Origin of the sequence: Blautia caccae, from assembly GCF_040095955.1 — a bacterium.
In the GTDB taxonomy this organism is placed as follows: Bacteria; Bacillota; Clostridia; order Lachnospirales; family Lachnospiraceae; genus Blautia; species Blautia celeris.
In genome coordinates, this window is record NZ_JBBMFP010000022.1 from 73,412 (window position 1) to 98,513 (window position 25,102).

Annotated in this window: 18 protein-coding genes and 1 pseudogene; 17 read left to right on the forward strand and 2 right to left on the reverse strand. The window is 46.0% G+C overall.

Going from position 1 to position 25,102, the window contains the following annotated elements; all coding sequences use genetic code 11:
- Positions 1–229 precede the first annotated feature (229 nt).
- Together WMO65_RS20300 and WMO65_RS20305 are read left to right on the forward strand one after the other, a co-directional pair.
- Positions 230–1,021: a GNAT family N-acetyltransferase gene (locus WMO65_RS20300; protein ID WP_148393291.1), complete on the forward strand. Its 792-nt coding sequence runs from the start codon at positions 230–232 to the stop codon at positions 1,019–1,021.
- 398 nt (positions 1,022–1,419) lie between these two features.
- On the forward strand, positions 1,420–2,031 hold the full coding sequence (locus tag WMO65_RS20305) for a hypothetical protein (protein WP_148393290.1): 612 nt from the start codon (positions 1,420–1,422) through the stop codon (positions 2,029–2,031).
- A 32-nt stretch (positions 2,032–2,063) separates the two neighbouring features.
- On the opposite strand, the gene WMO65_RS20310 is transcribed toward WMO65_RS20305, so the two are convergent.
- The gene (locus WMO65_RS20310) at positions 2,064–2,903 is read right to left on the reverse strand and encodes a LysR family transcriptional regulator (protein ID WP_033144037.1); all 840 of its coding nucleotides are present in this window, start codon (positions 2,901–2,903) and stop codon (positions 2,064–2,066) included.
- A 121-nt stretch (positions 2,904–3,024) separates the two neighbouring features.
- On the opposite strand from WMO65_RS20310, the gene lysA reads away from it, so the two are divergent.
- Positions 3,025–4,275 carry a diaminopimelate decarboxylase gene (lysA, locus tag WMO65_RS20315; RefSeq protein WP_033144038.1) on the forward strand — a complete coding sequence of 417 codons (1,251 nt, stop codon included), beginning with the start codon at positions 3,025–3,027 and terminating at the stop codon, positions 4,273–4,275.
- Between the two features lie 66 nt (positions 4,276–4,341).
- On the opposite strand, the gene WMO65_RS20320 is transcribed toward lysA, so the two are convergent.
- Positions 4,342–5,973: an ABC-F family ATP-binding cassette domain-containing protein gene (locus WMO65_RS20320; RefSeq protein ID WP_033144039.1), complete on the reverse strand. Its 1,632-nt coding sequence runs from the start codon at positions 5,971–5,973 to the stop codon at positions 4,342–4,344.
- A 304-nt stretch (positions 5,974–6,277) separates the two neighbouring features.
- Here WMO65_RS20320 and WMO65_RS20325 point away from each other — a divergent pair, with 304 nt between their 5' ends.
- From WMO65_RS20325 to WMO65_RS20390, 14 genes and pseudogenes are all read left to right on the forward strand, one after another.
- Entirely contained in the window at positions 6,278–6,682 is a 405-nt protein-coding gene (locus WMO65_RS20325) for an RrF2 family transcriptional regulator (protein ID WP_033144040.1), read from the forward strand.
- A 144-nt stretch (positions 6,683–6,826) separates the two neighbouring features.
- Positions 6,827–10,357: a pyruvate:ferredoxin (flavodoxin) oxidoreductase gene (nifJ, locus tag WMO65_RS20330; RefSeq protein ID WP_033144041.1), complete on the forward strand. Its 3,531-nt coding sequence runs from the start codon at positions 6,827–6,829 to the stop codon at positions 10,355–10,357.
- A 226-nt stretch (positions 10,358–10,583) separates the two neighbouring features.
- Positions 10,584–10,976 (forward strand): PH domain-containing protein, encoded by a 393-nt coding sequence (locus tag WMO65_RS20335; RefSeq protein WP_033144042.1) that lies wholly within the window; start codon positions 10,584–10,586, stop codon positions 10,974–10,976.
- A 21-nt stretch (positions 10,977–10,997) separates the two neighbouring features.
- Entirely contained in the window at positions 10,998–11,714 is a 717-nt protein-coding gene (locus WMO65_RS20340; protein WP_148393289.1) for a glycerophosphodiester phosphodiesterase, read from the forward strand.
- Positions 11,715–11,878: 164 nt separating this feature from the next.
- Positions 11,879–12,520, forward strand: a complete 642-nt coding sequence (locus tag WMO65_RS20345) for a phosphoribosyltransferase (protein ID WP_148393331.1) — start codon at positions 11,879–11,881, stop codon at positions 12,518–12,520.
- Positions 12,521–12,532: 12 nt separating this feature from the next.
- A complete protein-coding gene (locus WMO65_RS20350; protein WP_148393288.1) occupies positions 12,533–13,414 on the forward strand; it encodes a hypothetical protein in 882 nt (293 codons plus the stop codon).
- A gap of 203 nt (positions 13,415–13,617) precedes the next feature.
- The gene (locus tag WMO65_RS20355; RefSeq protein ID WP_148393287.1) at positions 13,618–16,536 is read left to right on the forward strand and encodes an insulinase family protein; all 2,919 of its coding nucleotides are present in this window, start codon (positions 13,618–13,620) and stop codon (positions 16,534–16,536) included.
- A gap of 13 nt (positions 16,537–16,549) precedes the next feature.
- Positions 16,550–17,455, forward strand: a complete 906-nt coding sequence (gene era, locus WMO65_RS20360) for a GTPase Era (protein ID WP_148393286.1) — start codon at positions 16,550–16,552, stop codon at positions 17,453–17,455.
- Positions 17,452–18,207 carry a DNA repair protein RecO gene (gene recO / locus WMO65_RS20365; RefSeq protein WP_148393285.1) on the forward strand — a complete coding sequence of 252 codons (756 nt, stop codon included), beginning with the start codon at positions 17,452–17,454 and terminating at the stop codon, positions 18,205–18,207. Before era ends, recO begins: the two co-directional genes overlap by 4 nt.
- A 238-nt stretch (positions 18,208–18,445) precedes the next feature.
- Entirely contained in the window at positions 18,446–19,840 is a 1,395-nt protein-coding gene (locus tag WMO65_RS20370; RefSeq protein WP_033139295.1) for a glycine--tRNA ligase, read from the forward strand.
- A 93-nt stretch (positions 19,841–19,933) separates the two neighbouring features.
- On the forward strand, positions 19,934–20,911 hold the full coding sequence (locus WMO65_RS20375) for a LacI family DNA-binding transcriptional regulator (RefSeq protein ID WP_033139296.1): 978 nt from the start codon (positions 19,934–19,936) through the stop codon (positions 20,909–20,911).
- Between the two features lie 313 nt (positions 20,912–21,224).
- Complete coding sequence (locus WMO65_RS20380; protein ID WP_148393284.1) at positions 21,225–22,889, forward strand: glycoside hydrolase family 32 protein; 1,665 nt, start codon at positions 21,225–21,227, stop codon at positions 22,887–22,889.
- A 25-nt stretch (positions 22,890–22,914) separates the two neighbouring features.
- On the forward strand, positions 22,915–24,210 hold the full coding sequence (locus WMO65_RS20385; RefSeq protein ID WP_148393283.1) for an ABC transporter substrate-binding protein: 1,296 nt from the start codon (positions 22,915–22,917) through the stop codon (positions 24,208–24,210).
- A gap of 20 nt (positions 24,211–24,230) precedes the next feature.
- A pseudogene (locus WMO65_RS20390) lies at positions 24,231–25,025 on the forward strand (carbohydrate ABC transporter permease); the annotation flags it as partial.
- Positions 25,026–25,102 lie beyond the last annotated feature (77 nt).

Genomic DNA, 25,102 nt, shown 5'->3' on the forward strand with positions numbered 1-25,102 from the left:
GAGAAACAACTATTTATTATATTCAGGTGAGTCGAAAATGTCAACATGAAATTTATGAATGTGTTGTACTGGTAGCTGTAAAAACTGTTGTTCACGCCAGTGAATCAGATGACCCGGCGGGAGTGTGTGTTCTGCCGTTCACGGTATTTATATATGGGTAGATAACTTTATGCGGCGGAGACGGATTTGACTGGAATAGGCAGAGATACTGCGTGGGAAAGAGAGATGTATGGAAAAAGCAGTGGAGATTTTGGATAAAAGTAAAATTGCGGATTTATTTGCAGGCTGGGAGGAGACTTTGATCTGGTCCTGTCTTCAGGACTGTATGGGAAGAGCTTATGCAGATACAGAGGAGGATCCGCAGTCTGCACAGATTGTAGTCGGGGATTTTTGTTTCTTTGCGGGAAATCCCTCTGCGCGGCTTGTGCGGAATAAACCGGATGACAGGGAATCTGAGTTTGTCATTATGGTACCGCCTTCTGCAGATTGGGAGGATATGATAGAGGATGTCTACCGGGGATGTTCCAAGAAAGTGATACGCTATGCGATCAGGAAAGAACCGGACGTATTTGATAAAAAGAAACTTGAGGAAATAGTAAAGAACTGTCCGGAAGGATTTTCGCTACACAGAATAGACGGCGAAATCTACAGGCGTGTTATGGGTGAATCCTGGTCTGCGGACCTGTGTTCACAGTTTAGGGATTATGAGGATTACAGGAGGCGGGGGCTTGGGGTCGCCGCCATGGACCGGCATATTCTTGCGGCAGGTGCATCCTCCTATACCGTATATAAGCAGGGGATTGAGATAGAGGTGGATACCCGTCAGGATTACAGAAGGAAGGGACTGGCACTGTGCTGTGCCGCACAGTTGATTCTTGACTGTCTGGAGAGAGGCATGTATCCAAGCTGGGATGCCCAGAATCCTGCCTCGGCAGCGCTGGCGGAAAAACTGGGGTATCATTTTGATAAAGAGTATACAGCCTATGAGGTGTACGGGTTTACCGGGAACGATGAAACGTGATTTGTAACTGTCAGTCAGGCCTGCACATTTACTGCGCTCACTGCGTATTCGGTAATTTATAGTGAAAATATATAATGATGAATGGACATAAAATAGAGAAAATCGGAAGAGAGATGTAAAAATGTCCCCCAAAAATAAATTTTCAGCAGATAGATACAAATTTAAGAAAATGAAAAGGGGCAAATTTTCGCACTGTCTACAAAAAATGCAAATATGCAAAATGTCAATAGAAATTTGCACTCTTGTATGATAAGCTATACAGCATAACAAGTAAAGCAGTCAGGTCTTACGGATACTTCGCAGTCTGTGGATGAAAGCCGGCTGTCCACAGCGGCAGACAGTAAGTAAGATCTGGATGCCGGTAAGACAGCGAATGCGCGTTGGAAAGGGGATATGATATGGGATTTACATCTGAAGATATCAATACACTGGAAAGGTTGTTTGACAATAAGCTGCAGCCATTATATGTGCAGGTAAATGAAAGATTTGAACAGGTAAATAAACGTCTGGACGAGAGTACAGAGAGAACGGAAGCGCGGTTTGAACAGATCGATAAGAGATTTGAACAGATCGATAAGAGATTTGAACAGATGGATAAGAGGTTTGAACAGATTGATAAGAGGTTTGAACAGATTGATAAGCGGTTCGAGCAGATAGATGAAAAGTTCAGACAGATTGATAAAAGATTTGAACAGGTAGAAGAATCCATAAGAGGAATAAAAGTACAGCTCAATAAGGTTGAAACACGGCTTGATAATCTTGAAAAAGATCTTGCCATTGTAAAGAGTGATCTGGAGCAGACCAAGTGTATCATAGAAAATGAAATTCAGCGCAACATTAAAATCGTTGCGGAGAATCATGTGGATCTGAGCCGCAAATTTACAGAGGCACTGAGTGTTTCACAGACGAATGAGCTGTACCATCTGAAAGTGAATCAACTGGAGACCAGACTGGTACTGCTGGAAAATAAGTTTGACAGTCTGGCACAGCAGCAGAAAAAAGTGGTATAGAGGCAACTGTTCAGATGACCGGACAGATGCGTTTAAAGTGCAAAGGGAAACTTCAGAGTCTCTTTCATGGTGAGATAATTATTTATTTTAGGTGAGTCAAAATCCAGCAGGGGCACAGCGCGGAGCCTGTTGGCTTCAATCTCCTTTTTTACAAGACTCAGGGGAAGAAAACTATACCCCAGTCCTGCCAGAACAAAGTCCAGAAGCTTTGTACTGTTGTCTATCTCAAAGGGAAACTGGTAATTGTCAGGAAAGAGTTGGCGGATAAAGAGTCCTACCTCCTGCAGGGCAAAATTGCAGAATAGGTAGTTCAGTTTTGGTAGCTCTTTCCTGGTGATACCCTTCTGGTATGTTGTGTCACTGCAGCGGCAGACAAGAACCAGCTCATCTTTTTTGAAACACTGGCAGTTAAATCCCTGCTTTTTCAGCGGGATATAAGTAAAGGCAAAATCCAGCAGATCATCCTGAAGTGCATGGAGAAGTTCCATGGAATGTGATATGGTGACCTTTGCATTTACTTTCCTGTGTTCCTGCATATAGTCAAGCAGAGGTGTCCGCAGATGGCATTCATAAATGGTGTTGGTGGTACCGATATGCAGGCTCTCCTCGGAAAAGTCCTGGGTGTTCAGCGCAGCCACAGCCGATTTCTCCAGTGCGATTATACGGTTGGCGTAATCTGTAAATTTGATACCGGCCTCTGTCAGTTTCAGGCTCCTTGAGCTGCGGATAAATAATGGCTGTCCCAGTTCTTTTTCCAACTCGGCAATTCTGTTTGTGACAGTTGACTGGGCTACGAAAAGCGCTTCGGAAGCTTTTGTGAAATTACGTATTTTACTGAGCACTAAAAAAGTTTCAAGGGACGTTGTATTCATAAGAACTCCTATCGAAAAAACGAATCATATCTATGCAATTAATTTATTTTACAAATTATAAAGAATAGGATATAATTTGTCAAGAATTAAGCATGGAAAAGTGTAAAAAGGAGAAGCGATTATGGAGCACAACCTGAGAGAAGCAGGCTTCTTTGGAACTATGGAGCCAGAACAGATGACTGCCAAATACGGCAGTCCGGTTTATGTATATAATGAAGGTATTTTGCGTTCCCGGTGCAGGGAATTGAAACAAATGGTGACATATCCGCATTTTGTAATTGATTATTCTATAAAGGCAAATTTTAACCCGGCCCTTCTGCAGATTGTCAAGGAAGAAGGCCTTGAGGTGGATGTCATGTCACCGGGAGAAATATATCTGGCAAAAATGGCAGGTTATGAGCCGAACCAGATTTTTTATATCTGTAATAATGTGTCTGAGGAGGAGATGTGCTATGCCATAGAGGCAGGGGTGACTACCAGTGTGGATTCCCTGTCTCAGCTGGAGCAGTATGGCAGGCTGAATCCGGGTGGAAAGGTTGCCATTCGTCTGAATCCGGGACACGGTGCAGGACACCACCAGAAAGTTGTGACAGCAGGCAAGGAGACGAAATTCGGAATTGATGCGGAAATGCTGCATGAAGTGAAGGAGATACTTGCCCGCCATAACCTCGCTCTGATTGGTCTGAATCAGCATATTGGTTCTCTGTTTCTGGATAAAGAGCAGTATTTGAAGAGTGTAGATTCTATTCTGAACTGCGCAAAGGAGTTCCCTGATTTGGAATTTGTGGATTTTGGCGGGGGATTCGGTATCTCTTATCATAAAGAGGATAAGAAAAAGAGGCTGGATTTAAAGGATTTGGGAAAAGAGCTGGATGAGATCATGTACCGTTTTGCAGAAGAATATGGAAGAGAGATCATATTCAGAGCGGAACCCGGCCGTTATGTGACGGCAGAATCCTCTGTTCTTTTGGGGACTGTAACTGCAGTAAAAAACAATCATGAGAATAAATATATCGGTACAGATATTGGGTTTAATGTTCTTATGCGTCCTGTATTATATGATTCATATCATGAGATTGAGGTATATGGAAAAAGCGTGGAAATGTCTGGGAAGAAGGAGAGGGTTACTGTTGTAGGAAATATCTGTGAGAGTGGAGACATTCTGGCAAAGGATAGAATGCTTCCCTCTATGAGGGAAAAAGATGTTATCGGTGTATTGGATGCAGGCGCCTACGGTCATGTTATGAGTTCTAATTATAATGGAAGGCTTAGACCGGCAGAGGTTCTGGTAAAAGAGGACGGGGAGGTCTGTCTTATCAGAAAACGGGATACGTTTGAAGATTTGGCGGGAAATTATGTTTTGCTGCCATAAACGGTTTATAGAAAAAGGAGGATTTCTCTCTGAAGGGCAGAGTGGAATCCTCCTTTTCTTATTGATTTAATTGTCTTCTTCTGTCATGGTATAGACCTGACGTTTTCTTGCCATTTCATCGCTTGCCAGATATTCATCATAAGTTGTGATCTTATCGATCAGTACGCCATTCGGAAGGATTTCCATAATACGGTTTGCTGTGGTCTGTACGATTTGGTGATCGTGGGAAGCAAACAGAATAACGCCGGGGAACTTGATCATTCCATTATTCAGTGCTGTTATGGATTCCATATCCAGGTGGTTGGTAGGCTCATCGAAGATCAGCACATTGGCACCGGAGATCATCATTTTGGACAAAAGGCATCTTACCTTTTCACCTCCGGAAAGAATGCGGACTTTCTTCACGCCGTCCTCACCGGGAAACAGCATACGTCCAAGGAAACCGCGTACATAAGTGGCATCTTTGATTTCAGAATACTGTGTCAGCCAATCAGCAATTGTCAAATCATTATCAAATTCTGCTGTATTATCCTTCGGGAAATAGGTCTGGGATGTGGTAACGCCCCATTTATAGGTTCCTTCATCCGGTTCCATTTCACCCATAAGGATTCTGAAGAGTACGGTTTTCGCCTGCTCGTTTCCACCGACAAAGGCAACCTTGTCGTCATGACCGAGTGTAAAAGATATGTTGTCCAAAACTTTTACGCCGTCAATCGTTTTTGACAGACCATCTACCATTAACACTTCATTTCCGATTTCACGGTTGGGACGGAAATCAATATAGGGGTATTTTCGACTGGAAGGACGCATCTCATCCAGCTGGATTTTTTCCAGAGCACGTTTTCTGGAAGTGGCCTGTTTTGATTTGGAGGCATTGGCGGAGAACCTTGAAATGAACTCCTGTAATTCTTTGATCTTTTCTTCTTTTTTTCGGTTAGCTTCTTTCATCTGTTTGATGAGAAGCTGGCTGGACTCATACCAGAAATCATAGTTACCGGCATAGAGCTGGATCTTACCGTAATCGATATCTGCGGTATGTGTACATACCTTATTTAAAAAGTAACGGTCATGGGACACTACAATGACGGTATTCTCAAAGTTGATCAGGAACTCCTCCAGCCATTCGATGGCATCCAGGTCCAGATGGTTGGTAGGCTCATCCAGAAGAAGAATATCAGGATTGCCGAACAGAGCCTGTGCAAGAAGAATTTTTACTTTCTGGCTTCCGGTCAGATCTCCCATGATGGAATAGTGGAGGTCTGTCTCAATGCCAAGGCCGTTTAAGAGCTGTGCCGCGTCAGATTCCGCTTCCCAGCCATTCATCTCGGCAAACTCACCTTCCAGCTCGCTGGCACGGATTCCGTCTTCATCGGAAAAATCCTCTTTGGCGTAGATCGCCTCTTTTTCTTTCATGATGTCATACAGACGTTTGTTGCCCATGATAACTGTGTCAAGTACCGGATAAGCATCATATTTGAAGTGGTCCTGCTGAAGGAAGGAGAGACGCTGTCCCGGTGTTATGGTGATATCACCGCTGGTTGTCTCCAGCTGACCGGAAAGGATCTTTAAAAATGTAGACTTGCCGGCACCATTGGCACCGATCAAACCATAGCAGTTTCCTTCCGTAAATTTGATATTGACGTCTTCAAACAGTGCTTTTTTACCGATTCGTAAAGTAACATTATTTGCTGCAATCATGTTAATCCCTCACTTTATAAAAATTTCACAATTTTCTTTGCGTAATCTCTTCCTATTTTACAGTAAAATGTGGAATTTGCAAGCATTTCTTTTAAAATACTTGATAAATTAAGTATACAAAGGTATAATGAACAGCGTTAAGAAAAAAGTGGGCAATCCCGGCCCGGTGCCGGTTTGGCAATATAAGTAAGAGAACAGTAAACAACAGGCAGATATGACTGCCGCAGACCTTGGTGTCTGACGGCTATGCCTCTTTGCATGGCGAGTTAATACCACAGAGAGCACAGGAAAGGAGCACAGGAAAATGCTGATTACAAGAGAATGCGACTACGCGGTGCGGATCGTCCGGGCACTTGCCGGAGGAGAAAAACTCTGCGTGAACCAGGTATGTGAAAAGGAGGAACTGACTCCTGCATTTGTATATAAAATTCTCAAAAAACTGGAAAAGGGAGATTTGGTGAAGAGCTACCGCGGGAGCAACGGAGGGTATGCTCTGAAAAAAGATATCGGTCAGATCACCCTGCTGGATATCTACCTTGCGGTTGAGCCTGAATTTTACATGATCGAGTGTATGAATCCCGATAAACCCTGTGTGAGAAACCAGGACGAGGAGGGCTGCAAGGTACACAAAGAGCTGTGCAGAATTCAGAAAAACCTGCTGAAAGAGCTCGGTTCAAGGTCAATCCGAGAAATTATGGAAGAAGAGTAGTCAGGATTTGTTTTTTTGGAAAAACATTCGACTTATTTTCGTTAAAAAATGGACATGCTTCGCGAATCGTGATATAATTTTGATAGACTTCGGGGAGCGAAGTGGAACATTGTTTATAACAATTTTCAAGGAGGAAAAAAACAAATGGCTAGAAAGATGAAAACCATGGATGGTAATCATGCAGCGGCTCATGCGTCTTACGCATTTTCCGATGTTGCAGCGATTTACCCGATTACCCCGTCATCTGTAATGGCAGAAGCTACAGACGAATGGGCAACACAGGGAAGAAAGAACATTTTCGGACAAGAAGTACAGGTTACTGAGATGCAGTCTGAGGCTGGTGCAGCAGGTGCTGTGCATGGATCCCTGGCAGCAGGTGCCCTGACTACTACATATACCGCATCACAGGGTCTTCTGTTAATGATCCCTAATCTTTATAAAATCGCTGGTGAGCAGTTACCGGGTGTATTCAACGTATCTGCTCGTGCACTGGCAAGCCACGCACTGTCAATTTTCGGTGACCATTCCGATGTATACGCATGTCGTCAGACAGGATGTGCTATGCTCTGTGAATCTTCCGTACAGGAAGTTATGGACTTAACACCGGTTGCTCATATGGCATCTATCAAAGGTAAAGTTCCGTTTATCAACTTCTTTGACGGTTTCCGTACTTCTCATGAGATTCAGAAGATCGAGACATGGGATTACGAAGACTTAAAAGAGATGGTAGACATGGACGCTGTTGATGAATTCCGCGCACGCGCACTGAATCCTAACCATCCGTGCCAGAGAGGTTCTGCTCAGAACCCTGACATTTTCTTCCAGGCAAGAGAAGCATGTAATCCGTACTACGATGCTTTACCGGCAATCGTTCAGGAATACATGGACAAAGTAAACGCTAAGATCGGTACAGACTACAAACTGTTCAACTACTACGGAGCAGCAGACGCTGAGCACGTAATCGTTGCTATGGGTTCTGTAAACGATACAATTGAAGAGACAATCGATTACTTACTGGCAGCCGGCAAAAAAGTCGGTGTTGTAAAAGTTCGCCTGTACAGACCGTTCTGTGCTGACGCATTGATCGAAGCTATTCCGGAAACTGTAAAACAGATCACTGTTTTAGACAGGACAAAAGAACCGGGATCTCTGGGTGAGCCTTTATACTTAGACGTTGTTGCTGCATTAAAAGGAAGCAAATTCGATGCAGTTCCGATTATGACAGGACGTTACGGTTTAGGTTCCAAAGACACTACACCGGCTCAGATTGTTGCTGTATATGAGAACACAGAGAAGAAAAAATTCACAGTCGGTATCGTGGATGACGTTACAAATCTGTCTCTGGAAGTTGGTACTCCTATCGTTACAACACCGGAAGGAACCATCAACTGTAAATTCTGGGGTCTGGGCGCTGACGGTACAGTAGGTGCTAACAAGAACTCCATTAAAATCATCGGTGATAACACAGATATGTACGCACAGGCTTACTTTGACTATGATTCAAAGAAATCCGGCGGTGTTACAATGTCTCACCTGCGTTTTGGTAAAAAGCCGATTAAATCTACATACCTGATCAAGAAAGCAAACTTCGTTGCATGCCATAATCCGTCCTATGTAAGAAAATACAACATGGTTCAGGAACTGGTAGACGGCGGTACATTCCTGCTGAACTGTCCTTGGGACATGGAAGGTCTGGAAAAGCATTTACCGGGACAGGTAAAAGCTTTCATCGCTAACCACAACATCAAATTCTATGTGATCGACGGTGTTAAGATCGGTATTGAGACAGGCATGGGCCCGACTCGTATCAATACAATCCTGCAGTCCGCATTCTTTAAACTGGCAGACATCATTCCGGAAGCTCAGGCTATCGACTTAATGAAAGCTGCTGCAAAAGCTACATACGGACGTAAAGGAGATGACGTAGTTGCTAAGAACTGGGCAGCTATCGATGAAGGTGCAAAACAGATCGTTGAAGTTCAGGTTCCGGAAAGCTGGAAATCTGCAGCAGACGAAGGTCTTGACCTGACTCATGCTGAGAACGGAAGAAAAGAAGTTGTAGACTTCGTTAATAACGTTCAGGCTAAAGTTACAGCTCAGGAAGGTAACTCCCTGCCGGTATCTGCATTTACAGAATATGTTGACGGTACTACTCCATCCGGAACATCTGCTTACGAGAAACGTGGTATTGCAGTAAATATCCCGGTATGGCAGCCGGAAAACTGTATCCAGTGTAACCGTTGTGCATACGTTTGCCCGCATGCATCTATCCGTCCGGTTGCTATGACAGAAGCTGAGGCAGCAAATGCTCCGGCAGCTCTTGACATGACTGGTATGAAAGAATATAAATTTGCTATCGCAGTATCCGCTCTTGACTGTACCGGATGCGGTTCCTGTGCAAATGTCTGCCCAGGCAAGAAAGGTGCAAAAGCCCTTGTTATGGAGAACATGGAAGCAAATGTGGAATCTCAGAAATTCTTTGATTACGCAGTATCTCTTCCGGTCAAAGAAGATGTTGTTGCAAAATTCAAAGAGACAACTGTAAAAGGTTCTCAGTTCAAACAGCCTCTGCTTGAGTTCTCAGGCGCTTGTGCAGGTTGTGGTGAGACACCATACGCAAAACTGATTACTCAGCTGTTTGGTGACAGAATGTACATTGCAAACGCAACAGGATGTTCCTCTATCTGGGGTAACTCCTCACCGTCTACACCGTACACTGTAAACGCAAAAGGACAGGGTCCTGCATGGGATAACTCCTTATTCGAGGACAACGCAGAGTTTGGTTACGGTATGTTACTGGCTCAGAACGCGATCCGCGGCGGCTTAAAAGAAAAAGTAGAATCTGTAATGGCAAGTGCAGAAGCTTCTGAAGAAGTAAAAGCAGCATGCAAAGAATGGTTAGATACCTACAACTGCGGTGCTACTAACGGTGCAGCTACTGACAAACTGGTTGCAGCTCTGGAAGGAATCGACTGCGATACCTGCAAAGATATCGTTAAGAAAAAAGACTTCCTGGCTAAGAAATCCCAGTGGGTATTCGGTGGTGACGGATGGGCTTACGATATCGGATTCGGCGGTGTTGACCACGTATTAGCAAGTGGAAAAGACATCAACATTATGGTATTCGATACAGAGGTTTATTCCAACACTGGCGGACAGTCTTCTAAAGCTACTCCGACAGGTGCTATTGCACAGTTCGCTGCAGGCGGTAAAGAAGTGAAGAAGAAAGACCTTGCTTCCATTGCTATGAGCTATGGTTATGTATATGTTGCTCAGATTTCCATGGGCGCAGACTTCAACCAGACTGTAAAAGCAATTGCTGAGGCTGAGGCATATCCGGGACCATCCCTGATCATCGCTTACGCTCCGTGTATCAACCACGGTATCAAGAAAGGCATGAGCAAAGCACAGACAGAGGAAGAACTGGCTGTTAAATCCGGATACTGGCACAACTTCCGCTTCAATCCGGAAGCAGAAAGCAAATTCACTCTGGATTCCAAAGAGCCGACAGAAGATTACCAGGCATTCCTGGATGGAGAGGTTCGTTACAATTCTCTGAAACGTTCCAATCCTGAAAAGGCTGCTAAACTCTTCGCTTTGAATGAGAAACAGGCTAAGGAAAGATATGAATATCTGAAGAAACTGGTTACTCTGTATGGAGATGCAGAGAACTAATTGATAGTTTCTTGGGAAATAAATGGCGGGCATCACGGTGGTGGTGCCTGCTTTTTTTGTTGTTTATTTAGGGCGGACGGAAGGAAGTGGGTGGTGGGGGATGGGGGTGTGTAATTCCCTTCCCTCTCCCTGCCTCTTCCCGTCCCTATCCCAACCGAAACAATCCCTTGTCATTCTTTTGGATTCATATTATACTGAAACGTATAAATAATAAGGAGGTCACACAATGGGTGATAATCTGATATGGGAAGACCGGAAGCATTTTATGTGGTTTCCATGGTCATTTACGAAATATTATATAGAGAATGAGAGACTGATGATAGAAGCCGGACTTTTGAAAACTACCCTGGATGAAACTCTTTTGTATAGGATCGTGGATGTGACGATGGTACAGACTCTGACAGGTAAAATCTTTGGGACCGGGGATTTGATCGTGAAGACCAAGGTGGACAGCAATCCTGAGATTGTGCTGAAGAATATTTCTGAGCCTAAGAAGGTGCGTTCCCTGCTCTCTGAACTGGTGGAGGACAGCAGACAGAGGAAAAATGTGGTGGGCAGAGAATTTTATGGGGAACACTCCTATGCGGATGAGAATGTGGATGAGGAAGACGAATATTAATTTAAAATCAAGGGGAAGGCTATGAAGAAAATGAAAATCTGGGCGCACAGAGGGGCATCAGGGTATGCACCGGAAAATACCATGGAGGCGTTTTCCGAAGCGGTGCGGCGTAAAGCAGATGGTATTGAGCTGGATGTGCAGCTTACCAAAGACGGAGAGATCGTGGTGATTCACGATGAGAAGCTGGAAAGGGTCAGCAATGGTACAGGATGGGTGAAGGACTATACACTGAAAGAACTGCGGAAGCTGAACTTTAATAAGACTTTTCCGGAACAGGGAAGTGCCAGGATTCCTACACTGAAAGAAGTGTATGAACTTATGAAAAAAGAAGATATGCTTGTGAATGTGGAGCTGAAAACCAGTATTGTATTTTATGAGGGTCTGGTGGATAAGGTGCTGGACCTTGCGGCACGTATGGGGATGGAGGAAAAGGTTTTATATTCTTCCTTTAACCACTATACGCTGCTGGAGATAAAAAAGAAAAATCCCGGAACGCGCACAGGAATGCTTTTTGAGGATGGAATCGTGGATGCACCTGCTTATGGGAAACGTCTGGGTGTGGATGCGCTTCATCCTATATATGCGCATTTGCAGCATCCCGGTTTTCTGGAACAGTGCAGGGAGGAGAAGCTGCCTCTGCATGTGTGGACCGTGAATACAAAAGAACGCTTCCGGCAGATGCAGAAAGCCGGCGTGGATGTTGTGATCACCAATTTTCCGGATATACCATACTGGTAATTGTGTGGCGAAAAGCGTTATGGAAGGCGAAATGAACAGTCACAATTTTGTTAAAAAATACCTATTTTCAGAAATCTTCTCTTTTTTCCTCAAAAGGAGTATGGTATAATAAGCATATAAAAAAAGTAATTGGGGATTCATAAGAGGAGGTATGATTTATGGAAATGGAAGAAAGAATGTTTAAGGTATATGCATCCGGTGATGAGAAAATTCAGTTAAAGGTGATTCCGGGACATTTTGCAACCCCGCAGTCCCACATCAGTCATTATCTGGAGATGACGACAATGAAAACACGATGTGCGGAGGCTTCCAGGATTGCAAAATATCTTTCCACCAAATATGAGACTTCCACACCTGTGGACTCGATCATCTGTCTGGACGGGCTGGAGGTGGTGGGTGCATTTCTGGCGGAGGAGCTGGCAAAGGCCGGTGTTCTGTCCATGAATGCGCACAAAACTATTTATATTGTAACCCCGGAATTTAACGGTAACGGACAGCTAATGTTCCGCGACAATATTCAGCATATGGTACGGAACAGGAATGTTGTGATCCTGATGGGATCTATTACAACCGGTGAGACACTGCGGAAATGTATGGAGAGTATTCTCTATTACGGCGGTACCATTCAGGGTGTGTCTGCAATCTTCAGCGCAGTGAATAAAGTAGCAGGGCTGGATATCAATGCTGTGTTCTATAAAAAAGATGTTCCGAATTATCAGACGCAAAAAGCCAGTGAATGCCCCATGTGTAAAACAGGCCAGAAACTGGATGCCATTGTAAACGGGTACGGTTATTCTAAATTGTAAAGGGGGAAAAATTTGAAAGGAAAATTCAGAAAGCTATGTCTGGCTGTGCTGATACCGCTTCTGCTTTTGGCAGGATGCGGGCAGGGCAAAGAGCAGGCAAAGGAGCAGTCCCCGGAAGAACTTCTGAAAGAAGTGATTTCCAATCAGAAACAGTTCAAATCAGGGAAACTTCACATGACCATGAACTTTAAGGCTGCAGTGCCTCTTGAGGAGGCGCAGGAGCTGCTTGGTGACGTGCAGGAGTCTGCTCTTCAGATGGATATGGATGCAGATATGGAGTTCCAGGAAGAGCGTATGCGCATGGACGGAGAATTGAATATGCAGATCATGTCCATGCAGATTCCGGTCCCCATTGAGAGTTATACGGTGAAGAGTGAAGACAAATACATCACGTATACAAAAAACGGGGAGGAATGGCAGAAGACGGAGATGGATGCTTCCAGCGGTAATATGGGTGCTCTTGTGTTCACCGGCCAGGAACTCTATCAGGGAATCCAGGAGGAGTCTCTGTCCATGACCGAGGAGACGCTGGAGCTGGACACTGAAAATTCCACTGAGTGCTATGTGATCCACGCATCCATAGGCGGTGAGGTGCTGAACAGTCTGTTTGATATGGCCAGTCAGGTTCCGGGTCAGGAAGATGTGTTGGGAGATTTCCAGGTGAATGATGAAAAAGTAAATCTGGATTTATATGTTGACAAGAAAGATAAAGAAATCATCCGGACCAGAATTGATATGAAACAGCTTATGGAAAAGATGATGTCAGATCTAACTGCCGAGGCAGGTACAGGCCAGACAATGAACATTGATAAATTTGAGCTGGCTGTTACCGTAAAATCACGTGGCGAAGCGGTGGAAGTGGAAATACCTCAGGAAGCGCTGGATGCGGCGTGACTGGGAATCAGGACAGAAGCTGTTGTCAGAATGCAGAGGCATTGACAGCAGCTTCTTTTTGCTGCTTTTATCACACTCAGTTGGAATAGCTGCAATCTTTGTTCTTTTTCCGTTTTATAATTTCAATAAATGTGGTAATATAAACAATAGAACGTACACTGCCGTAAATAGGCAGTAAATATAACCCATCAAGGAGGTTGACCATGAAAAAAGAAAATGTGCCGGCATACGAACTGGTTTCCTGCCAGGACATTCCGGATATTCACTCCAAAGGTTCACTATGGAGACATAAAAAAAGCGGTGCCAGAGTTATGGTGCTGGAAAATGATGATGAAAACAAAGTGTTCAATATAGCTTTCCGCACGCCGCCTGCTGACAGTACCGGTGTGGCCCATATTCTGGAGCACAGTGTCCTGTGCGGTTCCCAGAAATTCCCCTTAAAAGACCCTTTTGTTGAACTGGTGAAAGGCTCTCTGAACACTTTTTTAAATGCTATGACTTATCCGGACAAGACCATGTATCCGGTGGCAAGCTGCAATGATGCGGATTTTAAGAATCTGATGCATGTATATCTGGACGCTGTCTTTTTCCCGAATATCTATGAGAGAGAAGAAATCTTCCGACAGGAAGGCTGGCATTATGAGCTGGAGGATGTGGACGGACCTCTTAAATTAAACGGCGTTGTTTATAATGAGATGAAGGGGGCATTCTCCTCACCGGAGGAAGTGCTGGACCGGGAGATTTTCAATTCCCTGTTTCCCGATACACCTTACGGTGTGGAGTCAGGCGGAGACCCGTCTGTGATCCCGGAACTGAAGTATTCCGAGTTTCTTTCTTTTCACAGCCGCTATTACCATCCGGCTAACAGTTATATTTATCTGTATGGAAATATGGATATGGAGGAGCGGATGAACTGGATGGACAGGGAGTATCTGTCTAAATACGATGAGATTCCCGTCAATTCAGCGATCCCGAGACAAAAGCCCTTTGATCAGGCAAAGGAAATCATCATGGAGTACCCCATCTCTGAAAATGAGCCTGTGGAGGAAAATTCTTATCTTTCCTACAATGTGGTAGTGGGGGACAGTCTGGATGTGGAACAGTGCACTGCATTTGAAATCCTGGATTATACCCTGCTCTCAGCACCGGGAGCACCGCTGAAGCAGGCGCTTCTGGATGCAGGTATGGGAAAAGATATCCTTGGCTCTTACGATGACGGGATTTACCAGCCGTTTTTCTCCATTGTGGCGAAGAATGCGAAACCGGAAAATAAGGAGGCTTTTGTAAATCTCATTCAGGATACACTCAGAAAGATCGTAAAAGAAGGAATTGACAAAAAAGCCATTGCCGCGGGAATCAATTTCCTGGAATTTCGTTTCCGTGAGGCGGATTTTTCTTCCTTCCCCAAGGGGCTTATGTATGGCATTGATGTGTTTGACAGCTGGCTGTATGATGATGATATGCCTTTTGACCATCTGAAGAAACTGGATATCTTTGAGAGTCTGAAGCAGAAGGCAAAAGAGGGATATTTTGAAACGCTGATAGAAGAGTATCTGCTGGACAATCCCCACGCGTCTGTTGTGGTAGTCAACCCGAAACGTGGACTTGCCGCCCAAAGGGATAAAGAGCTGGAAGAAAAGCTTGCCGCTTATAAGGCATCTCTGCCTGCGGAAGCAGTGGAAAAGATTGCGGCAGACACAAAACATTTGAAAGAATACCAGGATGAACCGGAGACGGAAGAGGCTCTCAAGAGTATCCCCATGCTGGAGCGCTCAGATATAGGAACCGAGACGGTTAAGATACACAATCAACCGGGATATGTGGATGACACACTGGTTCTGCACCATGACCTGTACACCAATGGAATCGGTTATCTGACACTGCTCTTTGATGTGAAAAAAGTACCGGAGGAGCTGATCCCCTATATGGGAATCCTGAAGTCCGTACTGGGATATGTGGACACGGAAAGCTACAGCTATGCAGACCTGTTTAATGAGATCAATGCCAACAGCGGCGGGATTTTATTTGGCCTGCAGGTATTCGGAGATTCCAAGAATAATCAGAATACCAGACAGATGCTGGGAATCAAGGCAAAAACACTGTACAGCGGACTGCCCTTTGTCTTCTCCATGATCAAAGAGATTATCTGCACATCGAAAATGGATGACACCAAGCGTCTCTATGAGATCATTGCAAAAATGAAATCCAGGCTTCAGATGAGCATGACCAGCGCCGGACACAGCACGGCAGTAATGCGCGCTACGTCCTATTTCTCAGGAAACGCGTATTTCCAGGAGAAGATTGCGGGAATCGACTTTTACCAGTTCATTGACAAAATTGAAAGCCATTTTGAGGAGGAAAAGGGAAAAGTAATAGAAAACCTGAAGCTTCTTATGAAGATGATCTTCCGTCCTGAAAATCTGACAGTCAGCTATACGGCGGACCGGGAGGGTTATAAAGGTCTTGAGACAGAGGTACGCGGTCTGAAAGAAATGCTGCACACCGAGAAGGTGGAACTGGCAGAAGAAAAGCCGGATTATCAGGTGAAGAATGAAGGCTTTAAAACATCAGGCCAGGTGCAGTACGTGGCAGCAGCAGGCAATTTCCGGGAGGGCGGCTTTGAATACACAGGCTGTCTGCGTATTTTAAAGGTGATCCTCAGTTATGAGTATCTCTGGATGAATGTGCGCGTGAAAGGCGGCGCCTATGGCTGCATGAGCAATTTCAGAAGGAGCGGTGACAGCTTCCTGGTTTCCTACAGGGACCCGAACTTATCCAAAACACTGGAAGTGTTCCGCAATACCCCGGACTTTATCCGCGGTTTTGAAGCAGATGAGAGAGAGATGACAAAATATATCATCGGTACGGTCAGCGAACTGGATACGCCCATGACCCCATCCTCAAAAGGTGTACTGTCCCTGGAAGCATGGTTCAGCGGCATCACGGAGGAGGATCTGAAAAAAGAGCGGATGCAGATCCTGAACGCCCAGCCGGAGGATATCCGTGCACTGGGGGACGTGGTAGCGTGTGTGCTGGATCAGAACCGTATCTGTGTTATCGGAAGTGAAGAGAAAATCGAGCAGGAAAAAGAACTGTTTCTGGAAGTGAAACACCTGCTGTAACGAAGGAGAATATATGAAAACAGACTACAAATCAGGATTTGCGGCGATCATCGGACGGCCAAACGTGGGTAAATCCACACTGATGAACCATCTGATCGGACAGAAGATTGCCATCACATCCAGGAAACCTCAGACAACCAGAAATAAGATCCAGACTGTTTACACCTGTGAGGAGGGCCAGATCGTCTTTTTGGATACCCCGGGAATCCACAAGGCAAAAAACAAGCTGGGTGAATATATGGTAAATGTGGCGGAGCGCACCTTCAAGGACGCGGATGTGATTCTCTGGCTGGTAGAGCCCACCACTTTTATCGGAGCCGGGGAGCGCCACATTGCAGAGCAGCTGAAAAACTGTAAACTGCCGGTGATCCTGGTTATCAACAAGGTGGACACCGTAAAGAAAGAGGAAGTGCTGAGTTTTATCGACGCATACCGGAAGATCATGGATTTTGCGGAGATCATACCCGCTTCTGCACTGAGAGGGCAGAACCTGGAAACCGTGATCCGGAGTATTTTTAAATATCTGCCTTACGGGCCGCAGTTCTATGATGAAGACACTGTTACAGACCAGCCTCAGCGGCAGATCGTGGCTGAGATGATCCGGGAGAAAGCGCTGCGGACGCTGGAGGAGGAGATTCCTCACGGGATCGCTGTTACCATTGATACTATGAAGGAACGTCCGGGCGGGAATCTGGTGGATATAGAAGCAACCATCATCTGTGAGCGGGAATCCCACAAGGGAATCATCATTGGCAAGCAGGGGGTTATGCTGAAGAAAATCGGCAGCGCGGCACGCTTTGAGATTGAACGGATGCTGGAGCAGAAGGTGAACCTGAAGCTCTGGGTAAAAGTGAAAAAAGACTGGAGAGACAGTGACTATCTGATCAAGAATTTCGGATACGATAAAAAAGAGATATGACAGATACAGTGCAGGTGACCGGCATGGTGTTATCCTCCATGCCGGTGGGGGATTTTGATAAAAGGCTGGTGCTTCTCACAAGAGAACGCGGAAAAATAACGGTATTTGCAAAGGGAGCGAGGCGGCAGAACAGCTCCCTTCTTGCCGTGGCAAATCCCTTTGTATTCGGCACCTTCTCTGTCTATGAGGGGAGGACCAGTTATCAGATGAAATCAGCCTCTGTGCTGCATTACTTCACGGAGCTGGCTTCCAGGCAGCCGGGGGTCTATTATGGATTTTACTTTCTGGAATTTGCGGATTACTATGCCAGAGAATATATCGATGAGAAGGAAATGCTGAATCTGCTCTATGTTACGTTAAAGGCTCTGGTCAGCGGGAAGATTGACAATAAACTCATACGCTGCATTTTTGAACTGAAGGCAATGGTGATCAACGGAGAATATCCCAACCTGTTTGAGTGCATGAAATGCGGAAAGAAAGAGGAGATTTACTGGTTTTCGACAGAAAGATCAGGTGTCTTCTGCGATAACTGCATAGACCAGAAGGACAGATATAAGAGTATCCGCCTGGATGCATCCTCTCTGTATGCCCTGCAGTTTATTGCGGCATCTGAGATTTCCAGACTCTATACCTTCACGGTGAGGCCGGAGGTACTGAAAACCATGCAGAAGGTCATGCGGGAATACACAGGAAAATACATAGACAAAAAGATGAAAAGCCTGCAGGTACTGGAAGTGATGGAGGGAATATAGCAAGAAATCCCTATTTTAACACATTTTCAGGCAGATAGAGGTTGAAAAGAAGGAATATTACGGTTATAATGTTACTATTCGCAGCGCTGTATGAGACAGCCCGTGAACCGCAGCGCCATAATACAGTTTATAAGACTATGGCAGGCGGACAGCCTTGAATCGAAAAGAAATAGGTAACTGCTGACCATGCCTGAGAGCAGAGGCAGCAGAAATAGATGAAAGTCGAGGAGATAACACGATGGAAAAGACCATGGAAAAAATCGTAGCACTTGCCAAATCCAGAGGATTCGTATATCCGGGTTCTGAAATTTACGGCGGACTTGCCAACACCTGGGATTACGGCAACCTTGGCGTGGAGCTGAAGAATAATGTGAAAAAGGCCTGGTGGAAAAAGTTTATTATGGAAAGCCCCTACAATGTAGGTGTGGACTGCGCGATCTTGATGAACCCGCAGACATGGGTGGCCTCCGGTCATCTGGGCGGTTTTTCCGATCCGCTGATGGACTGTAAAGAGTGTCATGAGCGTTTCCGCGCGGATAAGATCATTGAGGACTTCTGTGCCGAAAAAGGGATCGCCATTGAGGGCAGCGTGGATGCCTGGAGCCAGGAGAAGATGATGGAGTTCATTGAGGAACACCAGATTCCATGTCCTACCTGCGGCAAGCACAATTTTACAGATATCCGTCAGTTCAACCTGATGTTTAAGACCTTCCAGGGCGTTACAGAGGATGCAAAGAATACAGTATATTTAAGACCTGAGACTGCACAGGGTATTTTCGTAAACTTTAAGAATGTACAGAGAACCTCCAGAAAGAAACTGCCGTTTGGTATCGGTCAGGTGGGAAAATCCTTCCGTAACGAGATCACACCGGGAAACTTTACCTTCCGTACCCGTGAATTTGAGCAGATGGAGCTGGAATTTTTCTGTAAGCCTGATACAGACCTGGAGTGGTTTGCTTACTGGAAACAGTTCTGCCTTGACTGGCTGCACAGCCTGGGCCTGAAGGATGAGGAAGTGCGCTACCGCGACCATGACAAAGAGGAACTGAGCTTCTACAGCAAGGCTACCACAGACGTGGAATTCCTGTTCCCCTTCGGATGGGGCGAGCTGTGGGGTATTGCGGACAGAACAGACTATGACCTGACACAGCATCAGAATGTATCCGGCCAGGATATGACATATTTTGATGATGAGACAAATGAAAAATATATTCCTTATGTGATTGAGCCGTCATTGGGAGCGGACCGTATGGTTCTGGCATTCTTGTGCAGTGCATACGATGAGGAAGTTCTGGATGCAGAGAGAAATGATGTGCGTACCGTGCTGCACTTCCATCCGGCCCTGGCACCTGTGAAGATTGGTGTTCTGCCTCTGTCCAAAAAGCTGAACGAGGGCGCAACCAAAATCTATCAGGAGCTGTCCAAACTGTATAACTGTGAATACGATGACAGGGGTAATATCGGCAAACGTTACCGCCGTCAGGATGAGATCGGTACACCGTTCTGCGTGACATATGACTTTGAATCTGAGACAGACGGAGCGGTTACTGTGCGTGACCGTGACACCATGGAGCAGGAGAGAGTAAAGATCGAAGACCTGAAAGCTTATTTTGAGGAAAAAATGGCCTTTTAACGATTGCTGAAAGAATAGATATGCTGCTGTATCCGGCCGGTGACGGGCGGTACAGCAGCTTCTGTTATATACGGGGAAAGAGGTGCAGAAAAAATGGCCAGTATCAGAGACGTGGCAAAACAGGCCGGTGTGGGCGTGGGAACTGTTTCCCGGGCCTTGAATGGAACCGGTTACGTATCGCCGGATACGAAAAAGAAAATTGAAAAGGCAGCCGAGAAGCTGGGGTATACGCCCAATGAGCTTGCGAGAAATCTGTACAGGAACCGGACCGGCATTGTAGGAGTCATGGTCCCTGACCTGGACCATCCTTTTTTCTCCTGCCTGGCAAAACATATAGAGATGGAGCTTTACCGCCAGGGGTATAAGACCATGATCTGCAATACTATAGGCATCAGCGACAGAGAGAAGGATTACCTGGATATGCTGGACAGGAATATTGTGGACGGCATCATCACAGCAGCCCATTCCCTGGACGAGGAGGAATACCTGAAGCGGAAGAAACCCATTGTCTCCGTAGACCGGGAATTTGGCCCCGGTATCCCTCTTATCGGCAGTGATCATGCCATGGGAGGGCGCATGGCGGCAGAACTGCTTTTAAAGAACGGATGCAGGAAAGTGCTGCAGATATCCGGTGTTGCCCCGGGCGTTGCCGCCCAGGAGCGCCACAGTGTCTTTAAAGAAGTCATGCAGAAACAGGGCGTGGAGATACTTAACATGGTTATGGACTGGAATGTGTTTGACTGGAACGCCCATTATACGGGAATGGAAAAGTTTCTGGAGGAACACCCTGACATTGACGGTGTGTTCGGCGGGGATATGGCTGCCATTGCCTGTATGAACGCAGTGCTGCAGAAGGGGATCCGGGTGCCGGAGGATATAAAAATCATAGGATTTGACGGCATGGATGTGACACGCATGGTATATCCAAGACTGACAGCTGTTCGGCAGAATGTACAATTATTAGCGGAGCTCTGTGTGAATACCCTTCTCGATCTGGTGGAGGAGAGGAAAGGCGTGCCTCACAGACAGGTTTTGGATGTGGAAATGCAGTTCGGCGGGACGACACTGTGACAAAGTTCTGAATTGGTGTTGCGGATAACTCATAAAAACGACTTTTGGGTTTTGGATAAATTTCATATAAAAAATGGGAAGAGACCTTCGTTTGTGCATGTTGCACAATAAAAACGGGGGCCTTTTTTTGTGTCTTATGGATTCGTACAGAAAAGCACTTGACAAAACCGTCAAACCGTCCTATACTCATATACATGGAACGGGTTCCATAAAATGTTCCAATAATACCTATATAAATAGGCGAAAAATGCTATACATTAAGGGAAAGAATTATAGAACCGGTTTTATAAAGTGCCATACAGGAGGCGAAAATATGATACAAACAGGTGAGTATACATGTCTGGAGATCATGACCAGAACAGTGGAAGGAAAAAAAGGATATGTGGTTCTGAGAGACAAAGAGGGCAGAGAGAACAGATATGAGGCAGGGAAGAAGTATTATCAGTGGCTGAAAATCCCTGTGGAAAGACAGAGCAGTTACGAACTGACAAGCCGGGATGCGGAAATATCACTGGCGTATTTAAGCGGCTGTGAAAATATCCTGGAAAAGGGGATCTGCTTCATAGAACCTGCAGACGGGGGAATTAGTCTGAGCAGCCGGGAAGCGGCAGCCTATTATGACACACCCTATCGGGAACAATATCACTTTGCGCCGTGGAAGAACTGGATGAATGACCCCAATGGCCTTTGCTGGTATCAGGGATATTATCATATGTATTATCAGTACAACCCCCATGGTCAGGAATGGTCCAACATGTACTGGGGGCACGCAGCCAGCCCGGACCTGGTCCACTGGACACATCTTCCCGTTGTTCTGGAGCCACAGAAGGAGGTGTTGGAACAGGCAGATATACGAAAAGGGGGAGCATTTTCCGGAAGTGCGGTGGTGCTGGACGATGAAACGGTTTTCTATCTGACCAGACATCTGGGACCCATGGAGGACGGAGAGGAGACCGTGCAGCAGCAGTGGATGACCAGAAGCCGGGATATGCTGGAATTTGAACCGGAGAAGCTGGTGATCGGGGAGCATCCCGTGGGAGCATCCTTTGATTTCAGGGACCCTAAGGTATTAAAAGTCGGTGATGTGTGGTACATGGTCCTGGCAAGTGCTGTGGATGGGCAGGCAGCCATACTGCTGTACCGGTCTGAAGATATGGAGCACTGGGATTACGTGAAACCCCTGGTTACGGAGCCGGAAGAAGGTGTGCGCTGCTTTGAATGCCCTGACTTTTTCCCTCTGGATGGAAGTTTTACTGCGTGGGGAGCACTTATGTGCCACAGGGATGTGTACGGCAGATATCAGATGTCCCGTTATTACATAGGAGAATTCAGGGATGAGAATTTTACCGTGAAGAGCACAGGATGGTTTGATTTCGGGAGCAACTGCTATGCCATGCAGAGCTTTGAGCACGAGGGAAGAAGAATCGCCATTGGTTGGATCTCAGATTTTTACGGCGAACATGTGGAAGTGGAGAACGGCGCCTATGGGAGCATGACCATTCCAAGAGTGCTGCATGTAAAGAATGACAGGCTTTATATGACTCCGGCGGAGGAGATCTATACGCTGAAGAGTGAGCGGCTCTATACGGGAGAAAAGGAAAATATCCATCTGGAACACATAGCGGGAAACAGTTTTTATTCGGAGATCACCTTTTCGGAGAATACGGATTTTAACCTGCTGCTGGGCAGGGATGGGAAGAAAGAGATACGTTTTATAAAAGAAAAAGACTTTGCGGGAATCTGCACATCCGGTGTGAAAAGTGAGGGAATCTCGTTTCCCGCAGACGTGGATATGGTAAGGGATATGGAGATATTTGTGGACAGAAGAGCAGTGGAAATCTTTATAAACGGCGGGGAGGCAGCAGGCACCAAGCTGTTTTACAACTCCGGCACAGAAGGGTGTTTTGTACTGGAAGCGGAGAGACCTGAGGCAGTAACACGGGCAGAAGTTACAAAGATGCAGTCAGTCTGGCAGTAACAGCAGTGAGAAGGGAGAGAGGGAAATGAAAAAACGGGCAGTTGCCATACTTCTTGCAGCGACAGTGGTATCTACTATGATATCCGGCTGTGGAAATGCAAAGGAACGGGTGAATAAAGACGGAGAGTCTGTGATCACCATCTGGAGTCCCAGTGACGAACCGGCCATTGAAGAGTGGTGGGAAGAAAAAATCAATGCTTTTAATGCGGAGCACAAGGGAGAGATCCATCTGAAAAGGGAAGCTATTGTTCGTGCGGATTCCTATGCTTATGAGGACAAGGTAAACGCGGCGATTACCTCAAAGGACCTGCCGGATATCCTGTATGTGGACGGACCGACGGTTTCCGTATACGCGGCCAATGATATTATTATCCCCTTGGATGATATGTTTGCAAAAGAGGACTGGGATGACTTTCTGGATTCCACTAAAAATCAGGGTACTTACGATGGGAAAATCTACGCCATCGGCGCAACAGAAAGTTCCGTAGCCCTCTATTACAACCGGGATATGCTTGACGAGGCAGGGATTAAGGCACCGGATAAGCTGGAGGATGCCTGGACCTGGTCCGAGTTTGCGGATGTAGCCGGGAAGCTTACAAAAGACGGTGTGATGGGCACCAACATCATTATGGATAAAGGGGAAGGTCTTCCTTATGTGCTGGAGCAGTTCTGGATCTCCAACGGCACGGATTTTGTCAGTGAGGACGGCAGCAAAGCGGATGGCTATATCAACAGCCAGGCCGGTGTGGAGGCAGCCACGTTTCTGAATGAACTGATTCAGAACGGATATGCCAATCTGGACCCCATCCAGAAGGAATTCCACAACGGAAGGGCAGCCACAATGCTGGGAGGCTCCTGGGAAGTCGCTACACTGGAAAAGGATTATCCGGATCTGAATTGGGGAGTTACTTATTTCCCCGTTGCGGACAACGGCGGAACACCTACTTCTCCCACAGGTGACTGGGCAGCAGCCGTGACCAGGGATACACAGAACAGAGAGGCAGTGCAGGAGGTTATGAATTACCTGTTCTCAGAGGACAATGTGACCACCTACGCCAAGGCAATCTCGAAACCGCCCACAAGACAGTCAAGCTATGAAGTGCTCACAGAGTATAACGAATACCCACGCTCTCTTTTTAAAGAGCAGCTTATGGAGACAGGACATCCAAGGCCGAGAACGCCTTCCTACAGTGTGCTCTCCGCAGGATTTTCAGAGGCCATGGTGAACATTTTCACAGGTGTGGACCCGAAAGAAGCGCTTGATAAGGTGGCGGAAGATACGGATAAGGATTACAACAAGTATTATGCGGATGAAGATTGATTCCGGGGAGGAGGAGAAAGATGGAAAAAGCCATTAACAAACGCAGTGAAAAGAAAGCAGCATACCTGTTTGTCATTCCGGCAGTGATCCTGCTGGCGGCATTTCTGATATATCCTGCACTGCAGACAGTCAGATATGCCTTTACCGATTACAATATTATGAGGCCCGACCATATTAAGTTCTGTGGATTTAACAACTTTACAGAGCTGTTTGGGGACGGGGATTTCTGGAAGGCGGTTACCAATACTCTTTATTTTACCGCGCTGGTCGTACCCTTTCAGACGGTTCTGGCACTGGCGCTGGCCATGCTCATATCGTCCAAAAGAAAAGGTGTCTCCATTTTCCGGGCAGCATATTTCAGTCCTCAGGTCACCTCCATGGTTGTTGTGGCGATTCTCTGGACCGTGCTCTACAACTCTAACCCGGACAGCGGACTTTTAAATGCGCTGTTGGTAAAACTGGGAATGGAGCCCTGCGGATTCCTGAATGATCCAAAGACATCCATGAACTCCATTATCTTCATGTCAGCATGGCAGGGAGCCGGTTACCAGATGATGATCTTTTTAGCCGGGCTTCAGGGGATTCCGAAAGAACAGTATGAGGCAGCCTCCATTGACGGTGCAGGCAGATTAAAAAGCTTCCTCTATGTCACCCTGCCGGGTCTGAAAAATGTGATCAAATACGTGATCATGATCACAGTCATCCAGGCAATGAAACTGTTCACACAGCCATATGTCATGACAAAAGGCGGCCCCCAGAATTCTACCAGGACCATGGTATATTACGTGTATGAACAGGGCTTCCAGAAGCGTAACTGTGTGAAACGTTCCTAGCTGAAAAGGCTAGGCAGACAGCAAGTGCTGTTTAGAACTATTACTTTGAGAAATCAAAT

Coding starts and splice junctions, on each gene's coding strand:
- recO (WP_148393285.1), top strand. CDS start 17,452: ATGACAGATACAGTGCAGGTGACCGGCATGGTGTTATCCTCCATGCCG.
- lysA (WP_033144038.1), top strand. CDS start 3,025: ATGGAGCACAACCTGAGAGAAGCAGGCTTCTTTGGAACTATGGAGCCA.
- WMO65_RS20355 (WP_148393287.1), top strand. CDS start 13,618: ATGAAAAAAGAAAATGTGCCGGCATACGAACTGGTTTCCTGCCAGGAC.
- WMO65_RS20320 (WP_033144039.1), bottom strand. CDS start 5,973: ATGATTGCAGCAAATAATGTTACTTTACGAATCGGTAAAAAAGCACTG.
- WMO65_RS20325 (WP_033144040.1), top strand. CDS start 6,278: ATGCTGATTACAAGAGAATGCGACTACGCGGTGCGGATCGTCCGGGCA.
- WMO65_RS20370 (WP_033139295.1), top strand. CDS start 18,446: ATGGAAAAGACCATGGAAAAAATCGTAGCACTTGCCAAATCCAGAGGA.
- WMO65_RS20300 (WP_148393291.1), top strand. CDS start 230: ATGGAAAAAGCAGTGGAGATTTTGGATAAAAGTAAAATTGCGGATTTA.
- WMO65_RS20345 (WP_148393331.1), top strand. CDS start 11,879: ATGGAAGAAAGAATGTTTAAGGTATATGCATCCGGTGATGAGAAAATT.
- WMO65_RS20305 (WP_148393290.1), top strand. CDS start 1,420: ATGGGATTTACATCTGAAGATATCAATACACTGGAAAGGTTGTTTGAC.
- WMO65_RS20375 (WP_033139296.1), top strand. CDS start 19,934: ATGGCCAGTATCAGAGACGTGGCAAAACAGGCCGGTGTGGGCGTGGGA.
- WMO65_RS20385 (WP_148393283.1), top strand. CDS start 22,915: ATGAAAAAACGGGCAGTTGCCATACTTCTTGCAGCGACAGTGGTATCT.
- era (WP_148393286.1), top strand. CDS start 16,550: ATGAAAACAGACTACAAATCAGGATTTGCGGCGATCATCGGACGGCCA.
- WMO65_RS20340 (WP_148393289.1), top strand. CDS start 10,998: ATGAAGAAAATGAAAATCTGGGCGCACAGAGGGGCATCAGGGTATGCA.
- nifJ (WP_033144041.1), top strand. CDS start 6,827: ATGGCTAGAAAGATGAAAACCATGGATGGTAATCATGCAGCGGCTCAT.
- WMO65_RS20310 (WP_033144037.1), bottom strand. CDS start 2,903: ATGAATACAACGTCCCTTGAAACTTTTTTAGTGCTCAGTAAAATACGT.
- WMO65_RS20380 (WP_148393284.1), top strand. CDS start 21,225: ATGATACAAACAGGTGAGTATACATGTCTGGAGATCATGACCAGAACA.
- WMO65_RS20335 (WP_033144042.1), top strand. CDS start 10,584: ATGGGTGATAATCTGATATGGGAAGACCGGAAGCATTTTATGTGGTTT.